Annotated in this window: 6 protein-coding genes and 1 other RNA gene; all 7 read left to right on the forward strand. The window is 72.7% G+C overall.

Annotation, left to right across the window (positions count from 1 at the left end; genetic code table 11):
- Nucleotides 1–3 precede the first annotated feature (3 nt).
- The 7 genes from ffs to M4960_RS13060 all read left to right on the forward strand — a co-directional run bounded on the left by ffs (nucleotide 4) and on the right by M4960_RS13060 (nucleotide 15,600).
- Nucleotides 4–100: signal recognition particle sRNA small type (gene ffs / locus M4960_RS13030), an RNA gene on the forward strand.
- A 206-nt stretch (nucleotides 101–306) separates the two neighbouring features.
- Nucleotides 307–7,911 (forward strand): choice-of-anchor G family protein, encoded by a 7,605-nt coding sequence (locus M4960_RS13035; protein WP_248704459.1) that lies wholly within the window; start codon nucleotides 307–309, stop codon nucleotides 7,909–7,911.
- Nucleotides 7,912–8,075: 164 nt separating this feature from the next.
- Nucleotides 8,076–10,931, forward strand: a complete 2,856-nt coding sequence (locus tag M4960_RS13040) for a DNA polymerase III subunit gamma and tau (protein ID WP_248704460.1) — start codon at nucleotides 8,076–8,078, stop codon at nucleotides 10,929–10,931.
- Nucleotides 10,931–11,530 (forward strand): recombination mediator RecR, encoded by a 600-nt coding sequence (gene recR, locus M4960_RS13045; RefSeq protein WP_111084231.1) that lies wholly within the window; start codon nucleotides 10,931–10,933, stop codon nucleotides 11,528–11,530. The genes M4960_RS13040 and recR overlap by 1 nt, the downstream gene beginning before the upstream one ends.
- A 116-nt stretch (nucleotides 11,531–11,646) precedes the next feature.
- A complete protein-coding gene (locus M4960_RS13050) occupies nucleotides 11,647–12,912 on the forward strand; it encodes an aspartate kinase (RefSeq protein WP_173169345.1) in 1,266 nt (421 codons plus the stop codon).
- Between the two features lie 32 nt (nucleotides 12,913–12,944).
- On the forward strand, nucleotides 12,945–13,997 hold the full coding sequence (locus tag M4960_RS13055) for an aspartate-semialdehyde dehydrogenase (protein WP_123292140.1): 1,053 nt from the start codon (nucleotides 12,945–12,947) through the stop codon (nucleotides 13,995–13,997).
- Between the two features lie 115 nt (nucleotides 13,998–14,112).
- Complete coding sequence (locus M4960_RS13060) at nucleotides 14,113–15,600, forward strand: malate:quinone oxidoreductase (protein WP_111084228.1); 1,488 nt, start codon at nucleotides 14,113–14,115, stop codon at nucleotides 15,598–15,600.
- Nucleotides 15,601–15,624 lie beyond the last annotated feature (24 nt).

Below are 15,624 nucleotides of genomic sequence, written 5' to 3' on the forward strand. Positions count from 1 at the left end.
GTCGGCGGCTCCTCACGTGACGCCATCCAGGTGAACTCCCCCAGGGCGGAAACGCAGCAAGGGTAGCCGGGCTCTGGCGGGTGCGTGAGGAGTCTTTTCTGTCTCCGCGCCGTCTCCGCGCCGTCTCCGCGCGTCTCCGCACCGCTTCCGCATGTCTGTTTCGTAACGGGTTGCGGACAGCAACCTGATCGTGTGTAAAGATCTGCCTCAGGAACTCCCAACCAGGGTTCCTGACTCCACCGCCTCACCAGCGGGGGAGATCCGAGGATCAGGTGGCGGGTGCGCCCGCCAGGATGAGAGACACGCATGCGCAGGCACGCGTCGCAGCGCGGTACCCGGGTACCGACCGCAGCGAACAACTGGACACGACGGATCATCGATGCTGGCGACCGAGCTCGACGACGAGCATCGGACGATCGGCGTCTCCTCCTGCGCGGCAGTGTCATCGCCACGGTGACGGCGCTCGTCGCCGCCACCGTGGCGATCCAACCGGCGGCGGCGGCACAGACCGACGTCGCCGAGGGCGAGGGCGTCCTGCTCAGCGGCTCCGGGATCGTCAACGTCGACGACATCGCCCAGCTCGGTGGTGCGTACTCCGCACGCGGGGTGACCACGGGCGGCGGCACGACGAACCAGCCGTTGAACCTCACCGCCCTGAACGCGGTGGGCGTGGACCTGGGCAACGACATCGACCTGCTCGGCACCAACGGCATCCTCACGCTCGGGGTCAACGGGCAGTACGCCACCACCTCGGCATCGGGGGCCACGGCGTCGTCCGGCCTGCTGACCAACGACGGCGGCATCGGGGTCGGCACGGGACTCGGCACCGGAGCCAGCACCCTGAACCTGAACCCGCTGTTCTCGCGGGTGGGCGCGGACACCACGGTGCTGTCGAACGCGCAGCTGCAGATCGGTGCCCTGGCGTCCCGCATCCAAGCCACACGCGGCGCCACGGTCGGCACCACGACCGACTACCGCATCGCCGGCGCGAACCTGAACCTCACCAGCCCCGCGGTCGCGGGCCTGACGACGTCGCTGCGGACCGACCTGCGCACGCTGTCGAACTCCGTGAACACCACGGTCGGGGCGAACGGTGCCCTGTCCGGCACGACGACGGCGCTGACCGCCGAGCTCCAGCGGCTGCTCCGGTCCACGGCCCTCGGACTCGTCAACCTCAACGGCACGAACGTGACCGCCTCGGTGAACCTCAACCTCGACGGCACGCTCGAACAGGTGCTCGCACAGCCGCTGACGGACGGCGCGGTGACGATCACGCCGGCGACCGGCGCGATCACCGTCGACCTCGACAAGCTGACGACACTGAACAACCAGCCGGCGAACACCCCGGTGCTGACCGAAGCGGCCGTCAGCTCGATCAACCAGAGCATCACGACGATCCTCGGCACCCAGCTGCCGACCGCGCTGCAGACCGCCGTCGTGAACACGATCAACTCGACCGCGGTGGCCGTGGACGTCACCGCCAACGTGAACCTGGCCGGCGTCCCGCTCACCGCCCTCGCGCTCCGGGCGGACACCACGCTCGGCGCCCTGGCCGGCACCGCCCCGGCGAACGCCACCGTCACCGCGACCGGGGGCCCGCTCGGGCTGACCGTCCTCGGGAACCTGCTCGCCCCCGCCGTGAACTCCATCGTGGTCCCGGCACTGCAGACCATCGTGCGGCCGCTCGTCACCGGCACGGCCCTGACGACCCTCGGCACCACGCTCACCGCGACGACCACCGCGGTGTCCACGCTGCTGCGCCCCGTCGTGCTGCTGCTCCGCCAGGTGATCGACCTGACCGTGAACGCACAGGACACCACCACCGGCTTCCGCGACCAGCGCGGGTACGACCCGGGGTCGCGCAGCGTGCACGCCCTCCGGCTCTCGGTGCTGCCCGGCGCGAACGTCGCCACCGTCGACCTCGCCACCTCGACCGTCCGCGCGACGGCCATCGCTCCGCCGACCATCACCGCCCCGACGGCGAACCAGCAGTTCAGCGTCCCCTCGGCCTCGTCCACCCGGAGCATCACCGTCAGCGGTGCCGGTGAGCCGGGCGCGACCATCGCCGTGAGCCTCGGCGGCGGACGCACCGGCACGGCCACCGTGGCGGCGAACGGCACGTGGACGACCTCGATCCCGAACGTCCCGGTCGGCGACCACACGGCCACGGCGAACCAGACGGTCAACGGGACGGCGGCGGGCTCCGCGACCCAGACCTTCTCGGTCGTCGCACAGCAGGCACTGACCATCACGACCCCGACGGTCGGTCAGACCTTCACGACCACCGGGACGACCACGCCGGTCGCCCTGACGGGCACGGCGACCGCCAACGCGCGGATCGACGTCGACCTCGGCGGCGGCCGCACGGCGACCACCACGGCCAACGGCAGCGGCGCGTGGAGCGTCACGGTGCCCGGCGTCCCCGTGGGCGACCAGACCGCGAGCGTGACCCAGACGGTCGGCGACACGACCTCGAACCCCGTCACCCGGGCGTTCCGCGTCGTGGCCGCCGCGGGCCTGACGATCGACACCCCGACGGCGGACCAGGACTTCCCGCTCGCGGGCGACACCCGGTCCATCCCGTTCTCGGGCAGCGCGCAGCCAGGGGCCCGCGTGGACGTGGACCTCGGCGACGGCCTGACCGCGACCACCACGGCGAACGCCGGCGGCACGTGGTCGACGAGCGTCACCGGTGTCCCCGCGGGAGACCGCACGGCGCAGGTGACCCAGACGGTCGGTGGCACCACGAGCAGCCCGGTCGAGCGCGACTTCACGGTGACGGCGGCTCCGGGGCTGACCATCGACGAACCGGCCGACGGCAGCACGATCACCGTCGCGGACGCCACGTCGACGACCCCGGTCACGGTCTCCGGCTCCGCCGCCCCGAACGCGCGGGTCGCGGTCGGCATCGGCGGCTCGTTCACCACCACGGTGGACGCGGACGACGCCGGCGACTGGACGGCGACCTTCGTGGGCGTCCCGACCGGCGACCGCACGGTCACGGCCCGGCAGACCGTCGACGGCACGACCTCGGCGCCGGTGACCTCGACCTTCACCGTCGCGGCCGGTGACCCCATCGCGATCACCTCGCCCGACGACGGTGACGTGGTCACGGTCCTCGACGCGGACACCACGGCCGACCTCGAGCTGACCGGCACGGCCGAGGGCGGAGCCGAGGTCCGGGTCTCGCTCGGTTCCGGGCGCACCGCGACGACCACGGCCGAGGACGACGGCTCGTGGACCGTCACCGTCCAGGACGTCCCGGTCGGTCGGTACACGATCGCGGCGACGCAGACGGTGAACGGCACGACCTCGCCCGCCGTCCGTCAGGTCGTCACCGTGCAGGCGGGCGCTCCGCTCGTCGTGACCGCCCCGGTGCAGGACGCGACCGTCACGGTCGCGACCGACGACTCGGTGGTGGACGTCACGGTGCGGGGGACCGCCCAGCCGGACGCCGACGTCGAGGTCGTCCTGGACGGCGGCGCCGCGGTCGCCACGACCGCGAACGCGCAGGGCGCCTGGTCGGTGACCCTGTCGGACGTCGGCACGGGCGACCACACCGCCTCGGTCACGCAGACCGTCGGCGGAGCGACCTCGGCGCCGATCGACCGCGACTTCACGGTCGAGGCCGGCGACGCCCTGGTCATCGAGGCACCGGGTGACGCGCAGGAGATCCCGGCGGGCACCGGCGGACAGGCGAACGTCGTCGTCCGGGGGACCGCCGAGCCGGGTGCGACCGTCGCCGTGACGATCGACGACGCGGACGCCGTCGAGGTGGTCGCGGACACGGCCGGCAACTGGGCGGTCCCGAGCACCCAGCTCGGCATCGGCGACCACACCGTCACCGCGGTCCAGACCGTGAACGGCACCGATGGTCCCGTCGTCACGCGGGACTTCACCGTCGTGCCGGGCAACGCGATCGTGATCGACACCCCGGCGAGCGGCACCCGCTTCGTCGTGGTCGACGACGACGCCACCGCGACGGTCCGGATCACGGGATCGGCCGAACCGCTGGCCGCCGTCTCCGTCTCGGACGGACCGGGCACGCAGTTCACCACGACCGCGGACGCCGACGGCGCGTGGGCCGTCGACGCCACCGACCTCGCCCCCACGGGCGTGTACACGGTGGCGGCGAGCCAGGAGATCGAGGACGTCGTCACGAGCGCCATCCCGACGACCTTCCAGGTCGTCACGGCGAACGCCCTGACGATCACGGCTCCGAGCACCGACCCGATCACCGTGGCCGGTCCGGACGTCGAGCGCGACGTCACCGTCTCCGGCACCGGTCAGCCCGGAGCCCGGGTCACCGCGTCGACCGCCGGCGCGGACGACCAGCTGGACACGGTCGCGGCCGACGGGACCTGGTCGGTGACGTTCCCGGACCTCGGCGTCGGACCGCACCCCGTGTCGGTGACGCAGACGCTCCCGGGCACCGTGTCCGACCCGCGCACCTCGGCACCAGCCCAGCGCACGATCACGATCGAGGCCGCCGACGCGGTGTCGGTCACGTCGCCCGACGCCGACGACGTCCTGCTCGTGCCGGACGCGGACGCGACGCGTGACGTCGTCGTCTCGGGGACGGCGGAGCCGGACGCGCCGGTCACGGTGCAGCTCGGCGGCAGCACGCAGACCACCACCGCGAACGGCGACGGTGACTGGACGGTCACGTTCGGCGGGGTCGGTGTCGGTACCCCGACGCTCACCGCGACCCAGACCGTGGGCGGGACCACTGCCTCCAGTCCGACCCGGACCGTCACGGTGCGGGCAGGGACGGCCCTGACCATCGCGACCCCCGAGGACGGCGACGTCCTGACGGTCGCGGACGCGGCGGGCACCGCCGACGTCGCGGCGAGCGGCCTCGCGCAGGCCGACGCCGAGGTCACGGTGCGACTCTCCACGGGCGAGACCCAGACGGTCAGGGCCGACGACGACGGCGCCTGGCAGGCGACGTTCGCGGACGTGCCCGTGGGCGACCACCGCGTCAGCGCGACCCAGGTCGTCGGCGGCCAGACGTCGTCGCCGGTCACGGCGGCGGTGTCGGTCCGTGCCGGTTGCCCGCTCGTCGTCTCGACGCCCGCCGGTGCCACCGCCGTCACGGTCGCCGACGGCGACGCCACCACCGACGTCGACTTCGCCGGCACCGGCCAGCCCGGCGCGACCGTCACGGTCGACCTGGGCGACGGCGGCAGCGCGACGGCACGGGTCGACCAGCAGGGACGGTGGTCGACCACGGTCGACGGCGTGCCGACCGGGTCGTGGACGGCCTCGGTCACGCAGTCGGTCAACGGCACCACGAGCGCCGCGGTCGAACGACCGGTGTCGGTCGTGGCCGCCGCCGCGCTCACGATCCGGCAGCCGGGCGACGACCCGATCACGGTCGCCGACGACGACGCCACGACGACCGTGACGGTCGCCGGCGACGCCGAGCCGGGCTCCACCGTGACGGTCACGGTCGACGACCGCGACCCGCTCGAGGTCACCGCGGGCGACGACGGCTCGTGGACGGTCGACGTCCCCGACCTCGCAGTCGGCGAGCACACCGTCGAGGTGACCCAGACCGTCGACGGCTCCACCTCGACCACACCGGCCTCGACCACCTTCGAGATCGTGCCGGGCGCCCCCGTCGTGATCGACGAACCGACCGTCGGCCAGGAGTACACGGTCGCCGGTGAGGACGCGACCACCGCGGTCGACGTCAGCGGCACCGCGCAGCCCGGAGCGACCGTCGTGGTCGACCTCGGCGGCGGCCGCAGCGAGTCGACCACCGCGGACGACGACGGCGCCTGGAGCGTCACCGTCCCCGGGGTGCCGGCCGGCAACCGGACCGTGAGCGTCACCCAGCGCGTGGGCGACACGGAGTCGGCTCCGGTGACGGTCCGCATCCGCGTCCTCGTCGCCGCCCCGATCACGATCGCGACCCCGGCGGACGGTTCGACGGTGCGGGTCGCGCAGCGTGACTCGGTCGTCACCCTCACCGCAGGCGGTGCGGCCGAGCCCGGTGCACGGGTCCGCGTCACGATCGACGGGGGCGACCCCACGACCGTGACCGCGACCGACGCGGGCACCTGGACCCTCGCGCTGCCCGGCCTGGACGTCGGGGAGCACACGATCCGCGCGACCCAGACGGTCGACGGCTCCACGTCCGAGCAGGTCCGGAGCACCTTCACGGTGGCCCCCGGTGCCGCCCTGACCGTGACCGCCCCCGCCGACGACGCGACCTTCACCGTGCCGGACTCCGACCCGACCGCGACCGTCCCGGTCAGCGGCCAGGGCCAGCCCGGCGCCGACGTCCGGATCGTCCTGGACGACGACGACCCGGTGACGGTGCGGGTCGGGTCCGACGGCCGCTGGTCGACGAGCCTGACCGGCGTGCCGGCCGGTGACCACACCGTGTCGGTCACCCAGGTCGTGAACGGGACCACGTCGTCCCCGGTCGAGCGCGACGTCACCGTCGTGGTCGCCGAGGCGGACGCGATCGTCGTGACGGCTCCGGCCGACGGCACCGCGTACCGCGTGCTCGGTGGACGGGCGGACGTCCGCGTGGTCGGCACCTCGGCGCCGAACGCCGCGGTCTCGGTGCGCATCGACGGCGGCACCGCGGTCACGACGACCGCGGACGACGACGGCGACTGGGCGGTCACCGTCCCGGGCGTCGGCACCGGTCCGCACACGATCGCCGCCAGCCAGACGGTCGACGGCGCCACGACGGACGCACCGGAGGTCGGCTTCCGGGTGACCGCGGCGACCCCGGTCACCGTGACGAGCCCGACCGACGGACAGGTGGTCCCGACGACCGGCACGACCGCGTCGATCCCGGTGAGCGGCACGGCCGAGCCCGGGGCGACGATCACAGTCGACGTCGACGGACGGACCGCGACGACGACCGCCGGCGACGACGGGTCGTGGACGGTCACGGTCGCTGGCGTGCCGGCAGGGGAGCACACGGTGTCGGTGACGCAGACGGTCGGCGGTCGGACCTCCGACCCGGTGACCAGCGCCGTCACCGTCGTGGTCGCCCAGGCGACCGACATCACGATCACCAGCCCGACCCCGGGTCAGCTCATCCCCGCGAACGGTCCCGGCGACACCGGTTCCTTCACGGTGACCGGGCACGCGACCCCGGGGGCGGCGGTGACGGTCACCCTGTCGAACGGCCAGGTGCGCACCACGACCGCCGACGCGGACGGTGACTGGAGCGTCACGTTCGACCGCGTGCCCGAGGGCGAGTGGACGATCCGTGCGACCCAGTCCGTGAACGGCACGACGACCGCCGCACCCGAGGTGCCGATCGTCGTCGACGCCGTGGACCCGCTCGCGGTCACGTCGCCCACGCCGGGTGCGCACCAGACGGCCTCGGCCGCCGGGTACGTCGACTGGCTGGTCACCGGCACCGCCGAGCCGGGAGCGACCGTCACGGTCGTCGCCGACGACGGGACACCGGTCACCACGACGGCGGACGAGACCGGCGCCTGGTCGGTGAGAGTGCGGCTCGCGGTCGGTCCGCACGCCCTCCGGATCACCCAGACGGTGGCGGGTGCGACCTCGGCCGTCCAGACGATCAGCGTGGTGGTGGACGCCGCCACGGTGACGCCGGGTGAGCCCGGGACCCCGGGTGACCCCGGGACGCCCGGCACCCCGGGGAACCCCGGTACGCCGGGAACGCCCGGAACCCCGGGGACGCCCGGCCTGCCGGGCACGCCCGGGACCCCGGGAACGCCCGGTGCGCCCGGCAACCCGGGCAACGGCACGGGTGCCGGCACCGGGTCCGGCACCGGCCCCGGCGCACTCGCCTGGACCGGCGCGGACGTCGCCCCGATCGCCGGGACGGCAGCCGGACTCGTCGTCCTCGGGTTCCTGCTGCTGGGGCTCTCCCGCCTGGCCAGGGGTGCCCGCCGCCGCAGCCGCGGCTGAGCCCGAGCAGCGTCACGCACCGCGCCTCCTGTCCGACCCCGAGTCGGCCGGGAGGCGCGGTGCCGTCCGTGCGCTCGGCCCACTCTGGGCAGGCGGTCCGATCCAGTGCCCGTGGACCTGTGGAGGGGCACGCGGGTGTCGGTCGTCCCGGCTACCCTGGTCGCGTGGTCACCGCCCTGTATCGCCGTTACCGGCCCGAGAACTTCGCCGAGCTGATCGGGCAGTCGCAGGTCACCGACCCGCTCCGCACGGCGCTCCGCACCAACCGCGTCAACCACGCCTACCTGTTCAGCGGTCCGCGCGGCTGCGGCAAGACGACCTCGGCTCGCATCCTGGCGCGGTGCCTCAACTGCGCCGAGGGGCCGACCGACACCCCGTGCGGCGTCTGCCCGAGCTGTGTCGAGCTCGCCCGTGACGGCAGCGGTTCGCTCGACGTCATCGAGATCGACGCCGCGAGCCACAACGGTGTCGACGACGCGCGCGACCTCCGTGACCGCGCCGTGTTCGCCCCCGCGCGCGACCGCTACAAGATCTTCATCCTCGACGAAGCGCACATGGTCACCCCGCAGGGGTTCAACGCGCTGCTCAAGCTGGTCGAAGAACCGCCGGAGCACGTCAAGTTCATCTTCGCGACGACCGAGCCGGAGAAGGTCATCGGCACCATCCGGTCGCGCACCCACCACTACCCGTTCCGGCTCGTGCCGCCCGCCGTCATGCTCGAGTACATCGAGCAGCTCTGCACGCAGGAATCGGTCACGGTCGCACCCGGCGTCCTGCCCCTGGTCGTGCGCGCCGGCGGCGGTTCCGTCCGCGACACCCTGTCCCTGCTCGACCAGCTCATCGCCGGCAGCGAAGACGGCGCGATCGCCTACGAGCGCGCGGTCGCCCTGCTCGGCTACACCGATGCCGCGCTGCTCGACGACGTCGTGGACGCCCTCGCCGTGGCCGACCCGGCCTCCGCCTTCGCTGCGATCGACCGGGTCGTGCAGACCGGTCAGGACCCGCGTCGGTTCGTCGAGGACCTGCTCGAGCGCTTGCGCGACCTGATCGTCGTCGCGGCGACGAACGAGAGCGCCGCAGCGGTCCTGCGCGGTGTCTCGCCGGACGAGCTCGACACCATGACCCGGCAGGCCGGTGTCTTCGGTGCCACCGGGCTGTCCCGTGGCGCGGACATCGCGAACAAGGCGCTGACCGACATGACCGGAGCGACCTCACCCCGGCTGCACCTCGAGCTCATGACGGCCCGCATGCTCGTGCCCGAGGCCGACGACACCCAGCGCGGTGCCCTCGCCCGGGTCGAGCGGCTCGAGCGCCGCGTCGGTGTCGGGGACGCCGGCGGACACCAGGCACCGTCCGGCGCAGTCGCGGCGCCGGGGTCCACCCAGCCGGCCGCCACCAGCACGGCGCCCGCACCGGCCCCGTCGTCGGCTGCGGCACCGCGTCGGCAGGAGCCCGCAGCGCAGCAGATCCCCGCCGCCCAGCAGGCCCCGGCCGTCCAGCAGGCCCCAGCGGCGCAGCAGGAGCCCGCCGCGGCGTCGGCGAACGCGGCTGCGGCGGCTCAGTCCGACGCCGGAAGTGCGGCACGCGACGCCGCAGCCTCCTGGGCTGCAGCCGTCCCGAGCGCTCCCGAGCCCGCTGCTCCGACCACCGAACAAGTCAGTGCTTCGTCCACGGGCCAGGGCACGACGATCGGTGACGAGCCGGCGGTCCGGACCGTCGGCGCCGTGGGCTTCCAGCAGATGCGCGACGCCTGGCCACAGATCGTCGAGCACGTGCAGCACGCCAAGCGGTCGGCGTGGTCGGTCGTCGTCACCGCACAGGTGACCGCGCTGCGCGACGACGTGCTGACCCTGACCTTCCCGAGCCAGCAGGACGTCGCCTCGTTCAAGGAGATGTCCGACCCTTCGGCCAGTGTGAGCGAACTGCTCCGCGCCGCGATCATGGACGTCATCGGGCTCCGCGTGAAGTTCGTCGCCCGCGGTCCCGGAGGCCCCGGAGGCCCCGGTCAACAGCGCACCCCGGCTCCCACGCAGCAGCCGTCAGCGCCGGCCGGCCGTCCGGCGCCGGCGAGCCAGCCCACCGCGCAGCCGCAGGCGCAGGCGCAGCCGCAGCCGCAGGCGTCGTCGGCGCCGCAGTCCGCCGCGCCCGCTCCGGCGTCGGCCCCGGCCTCCGAGGCCGCTGCAGCCACCGGGGACGGTTCGGCCGTTCCTGCTGAGGCCGCCGCCTCCGCAGCGCCCGACACGACGGCGGCACCCGAACCCGCGGCGTCCACGCCCGAGTCCGTTCCCGCCGCCACCGAGCCGGAGCCCCGTCCGGCGCAGGCACCCGCTCCGGCGTCGGCACCCACTCCCACGCAGGCGCCGGCTGCCACGCAGGCGCCGGCTGCCGAGCAGGCGCCGGCTCCCGCTGCTGCGTCGGCACCCGCTCCGACGCAGGCACCCGCTCCTGCGCAGGCGCCCGCACCGTCCGGCGCACCCGTCACCGACTGGGCGGTCGCGACGATCCCCGCGAGCGACCCCACCGCCGACGCCGTGCCCGAGTCCGTCGAACCCGGCTGGGCGGCACCCTTCGGTACCGCTCCGGCTGCCGCGCCCGTCGCCCCGGCCGAGTCCGTCGACCCGCAGCAGCCCCGGTCCGAGGCGCCTGCGCAACCCGCCGGTGCCACCGCGCCGCAGGGGGCGCAGCCGACCGACGTCGGACCGCAGGCGGCGTCGTCGACGGTCGCCGCGCCTCCCGGAGGACCCGTCGTACCGGGCGTGCCCGTCGACGACTACCCGCTGGACGACGAACCGTACGACGACGGCGCGCCGTTCCCGGACCCCGGTCACGGCCGATCCGCCGCAGCGCCCGCGCAGGCGCCGACCGCCCCGCGCGCACACACGGCTCCGCCGGCCGCGCCGCGGACCGCACCACCGGCACGTCGTGCGCCGGTCGCCGGTCGTTACGGCGAGGCCGTCGTGCGTGAGATCCTCAATGCCCAGTTCATCGAGGAGACCGCTCTCCACCAGGACGGTGCCTGATGTACGACGGGATCGTCCAGGACCTCATCGACGAGTTCGGTCGCCTGCCGGGAATCGGCCCGAAGTCGGCGCAGCGCATCGCGTTCCACATCCTGCAGACCGAGTCGTTCGACCCGTCGCGGCTGTCCGAGCTGCTGGCGGACGTCAAGGAGCGCGTGCGCTTCTGCGAGATCTGCGGCAACGTCACCGAGAACGTCCAGTGCAGCATCTGCCGTGACCCGCGCCGGTCGCCGGCCACGATCTGCGTGGTGGAAGAGGCGAAGGACGTCGCAGCGATCGAGCGCACCCGTGAGTTCCGCGGGCTCTACCACGTGCTCGGTGGCGCGATCAGCCCGATCGACGGCATCGGCCCGGACGACCTGCGGATCCAGCAGCTCATGACGCGCCTGGCCGACGGCACGGTCGAAGAGGTCATCATCGCGACCGACCCCAACCTCGAGGGCGAGGCGACGGCGACCTACCTGAGCCGGTTGCTCGTCCCGATGGGCATCCGGACGACCCGGCTGGCCTCGGGCCTGCCGGTCGGCGGCGACCTCGAGTACGCCGACGAGGTCACGCTCGGCCGCGCGTTCGAGGGCCGTCGCGTCGTCGGCGGCTGAGCTCCACGCAGGATCGTTGCGTGTGGGGCGGCTCGCACGCAACATCCTCGAAACACCTACTACCATTGTGAGACCGCGTGACCTCGCGGTGTCGCCGTCTCCGGGAGTACCAGCCAGTGGCCTTGATCGTGCAGAAGTTCGGTGGATCCTCCGTCGCGGACGCCGAGAGCATCAAGCGCGTGGCGAAACGGATCGTCGAGACGAAGAAGGCCGGCAACGACGTCGTCGTGGCGGTGTCGGCGATGGGCGACACCACCGACGAACTCGTCGACCTGGCGCACTCGGTCACCCCGATCCCCGCGGGCCGTGAACTCGACATGCTCCTGACCGCGGGGGAGCGCATCTCGATGGCGCTGCTCGCGATGGCGATCAAGAGCCTCGGGGTCGAAGCCTCGTCGTACACCGGCAGCCAGGCGGGCATGCTCACGGACGCGCAGCACGGCAAGGCGCGCATCGTCGACGTCACCCCGAAGCGCGTGCGCGAGGCGCTCGACTCCGGCCACGTCGCCATCGTCGCGGGGTTCCAGGGGTTCAACCGCACGACGGGCGAGATCACCACGCTCGGCCGTGGCGGCTCGGACACGACGGCCGTCGCGCTCGCCGCCGCGCTCGACGCCGACGTCTGCGAGATCTACACCGACGTCGACGGCATCTTCACCGCCGACCCTCGTGTCGTGCCGAAGGCCCGCAAGGTCGACCGCATCACGAGCGAGGAGATGCTCGAGCTCGCGGCGTCCGGCGCCAAGGTCCTCTACATCCGTGCCGTCGAGTACGCCCGCCGGCACGGCGTCACCCTGCACGTCCGGTCCTCGTTCAACAACACCGAGGGCACCATCGTCTACAACCCTGCCGAGGGGGAAATCGTGGAAGAACCGATCATCACCGGGATCGCCGGAGACCTCTCCGAGGGGAAGATCACCGTCGTGGGCGTCCCGGACCAGCCGGGCAAGGCCGCCGAGATCTTCACCAACGTCGCACGCGCCGGGGCGAACATCGACATGATCGTCCAGAACGTGTCGGCGGCGTCGACCGGGCGGACGGACATCTCGTTCACCCTGCCGAAGGACCAGGGCCAGACCGTGCTCACGGCGCTCGAGGTCGCGAAGTCCGACATCGGCTACGAGAGCATCCAGTACGACGACCAGATCGGCAAGCTCGCCCTGGTCGGTGCCGGCATGCGCACGAACGCCGGCGTCTCGGCGAAGCTCTTCCGCGCGCTGCACGACGCGTCGATCAACATCGAGATGATCTCCACCTCGGAGATCCGGATCTCGGTCGTCACCCGCGCCGACACCCTCAACGAGGCGATGCGGGTCGTGCACAACGCGTTCGACCTCGACGCCGAGGCCGAAGCCGTCGTCCACGCCGGCACCGGCCGCTGACCCACGCTGACCCGCTGAACCAGGAGCACCGCATGAGCACCCTCACCGTCGCCGTCGTCGGCGCCACCGGACAGGTCGGCGCCGTGATGCGTCGTCTGCTCGAAGAGCGCGCGTTCCCGGCCGACCAGGTCCGGTTCTTCGCGAGCGCCCGGTCCGCCGGCACGACCCTGCCGTTCCGCGGCGAGCAGATCGTGGTCGAGGACTCCGAGCTGGCCGACCCGTCGGGCATCGACATCGCCCTGTTCTCGGCCGGTGCCACCGCCTCGCGGGCCCTCGCGCCGAAGTTCGCCGCAGCCGGGGCGCTCGTCGTCGACAACTCGAGCGCCTGGCGCATGGACCCCGAGGTCCCGCTCGTCGTGAGCGAGGTCAACCCGCACGCGATCGACCAGGCCCCCAAGGGGATCATCGCGAACCCCAACTGCACCACCATGGCGATCATGCCGGTACTCAAGGTGTTGGACACCGAGGCCGGGCTCCGCCGTCTGGTCGCCACGACCTACCAGGCCGTCTCCGGCTCCGGGCTCGCCGGCGTCGAGGAACTCCTCGGCCAGGCGCGTGCCGCCCTCGAGCAGGACACCGCAGCGCTCACCCACGACGGTTCCGCCGTGACGTTCCCCGAGCCGGTCAAGTACGTCCGCCCGATCGCCTTCGACGTCGTGCCGCTCGCCGGCAGCATCGTCGAGGACGGCCTGGGGGAGACCGACGAAGAGAAGAAGCTCCGCAACGAGAGCCGCAAGATCCTCGAGCTCCCCGACCTGCTCGTCGCCGGCACGTGCGTGCGTGTGCCGGTCTTCACGGGCCACTCCATCTCGGTGCACGCCGAGTTCGAGCGTCCGCTGTCGCCCGAGCGTGCGACCGAGATCCTGTCGAGCGCACCGGGCGTGGAGCTGTCGGACGTTCCGACGCCGCTGCAGGCCGCCGGTCAGGACCCCGCGTTCGTCGGGCGCATCCGTGCCGACCAGTCCGCGCCCGAGGGGCGTGGGCTCGCACTGTTCGTCAGCAACGACAACCTGCGGAAGGGTGCAGCGCTCAACGCGGTGCAGATCGCCGAGGCGATCGTCGCGCGTCGTACCGTCGCCGCGTAGCCGTACCGTCGCCGCGGAGCGGCAGAGTCGCCGCGGAGCGGCGCGGCCGCGCGCAGCGACTCGGTCACCGCGCGCGGCTGACCGGCCTGTCGGTCGACGCCGGTAGGATCGACGGGTGGCAGTGAAGCAGGTGGACCCGATCGATGTCGTCCTCGTCGGGGGAGGCATCATGAGCGCCACCCTCGGCGCGATCATCCACCGGCTCGAGCCTTCGTGGAAGATCCGCGTGTACGAGCGTCTCGGCGCCGTCGCGCAGGAGTCCTCGAACCCGTGGAACAACGCCGGCACCGGGCACTCCGCGCTCTGCGAGCTGAACTACACGCCCGAGCTCGCCGACGGTCGCGTCGAGATCGCGAAGGCCGTCACGGTCAACGAGCAGTTCCAGGTCTCGCGGCAGTTCTGGTCGCACCTGGTCGAGATCGGTACGCTGCCCGACCCGTCCAACTTCATCAACCCGACCCCGCACATCTCCTTCGTCTGGGGCGCGGACAACGTCGAGTACATGCGCAAGCGGTACGAGGCGATGCGGGGGCACCCGCTGTTCGCCGGGATCGAGTTCTCCGACGACCCCGCTCAGATCCGCAAGTGGGCGCCCGCGCTCATCCCCGGTCGCAAGAAGGACCAGCCGATCGCGGCGACCTACTCGGCGGCGGGCTCCGACGTCGACTTCGGGTCGCTCACCCGGCAGTTGTTCGACCAGCTCGAACTCGACGGGCTCGAGTTCGAACCGAACCACCAGGTCAAGAACATCTCGCGGGGCAAGGACTTCGACGGCTGGGCGCTCGACGTCCTGAACGAGGTCGGTCGGTCGACGCAGAAGATCGCCGCGAAGTTCGTCTTCGTCGGTGCCGGTGGTGGGGCCCTGCAGCTGCTCCAGAAGTCCGGCATCCCGGAGATCCGCGGGTACGGCGGCTTCCCGGTCTCCGGCGAGTTCCTGCGCACCGACGATCCCGAGGTCGTGCAGAAGCACGCAGCCAAGGTCTACGGCAAGGCCAGCGTGGGGGCGCCGCCGATGTCGGTGCCGCACCTGGACACCCGCATCGTCGACGGCAACGCATCGCTGATGTTCGGGCCGTACGCCGGGTTCAGCCCGAAGTTCCTGAAGCAGGGGTCGATGCTCGACCTGTTCAAGTCGATCCGACCGCACAACCTGCGCCCGATGCTGAGCGTCGCGTTCTCGAACTTCGACCTGGTGCGCTACCTGATCGGCCAGCTGCTCGCCTCGAAGCAGACCAAGTTCGACGCGCTGCGCGACTTCATGCCGAGCGCCGAGCCCGAGAACTGGCACAAGATCATCGCGGGCCAGCGGGTGCAGGTCATCAAGCCGGACAAGGACAAGGGCGGGGTGCTGCAGTTCGGCACCGAGGTCATCACGGCCGCCGACGGTTCGATCGCCGGGCTCCTCGGGGCCTCGCCGGGGGCGTCGACCGCCGTGCCGATCATGCTCGGCCTGCTCCGGAAGTGCTTCCCTGACCGTTGGGACGGCTGGCAGGACGCGGTCCACGAGATGGTCCCGACCTACGGGCAGGACCTCGGTGACGACGCCGCCTTGGCCGACGCCACCCTCGAGCGCACGGCGAAGGTGCTCGGCCTGCACCACTGACCAGCTCCGGCTTGCGGCCCGTTC

Source organism: Curtobacterium sp. MWU13-2055, from assembly GCF_023242305.1.
In the GTDB taxonomy this organism is placed as follows: Bacteria; Actinomycetota; Actinomycetes; order Actinomycetales; family Microbacteriaceae; genus Curtobacterium.

Coding starts and splice junctions, on each gene's coding strand:
- M4960_RS13035 (WP_248704459.1), top strand. CDS start 307: ATGCGCAGGCACGCGTCGCAGCGCGGTACCCGGGTACCGACCGCAGCG.
- recR (WP_111084231.1), top strand. CDS start 10,931: ATGTACGACGGGATCGTCCAGGACCTCATCGACGAGTTCGGTCGCCTG.
- M4960_RS13055 (WP_123292140.1), top strand. CDS start 12,945: ATGAGCACCCTCACCGTCGCCGTCGTCGGCGCCACCGGACAGGTCGGC.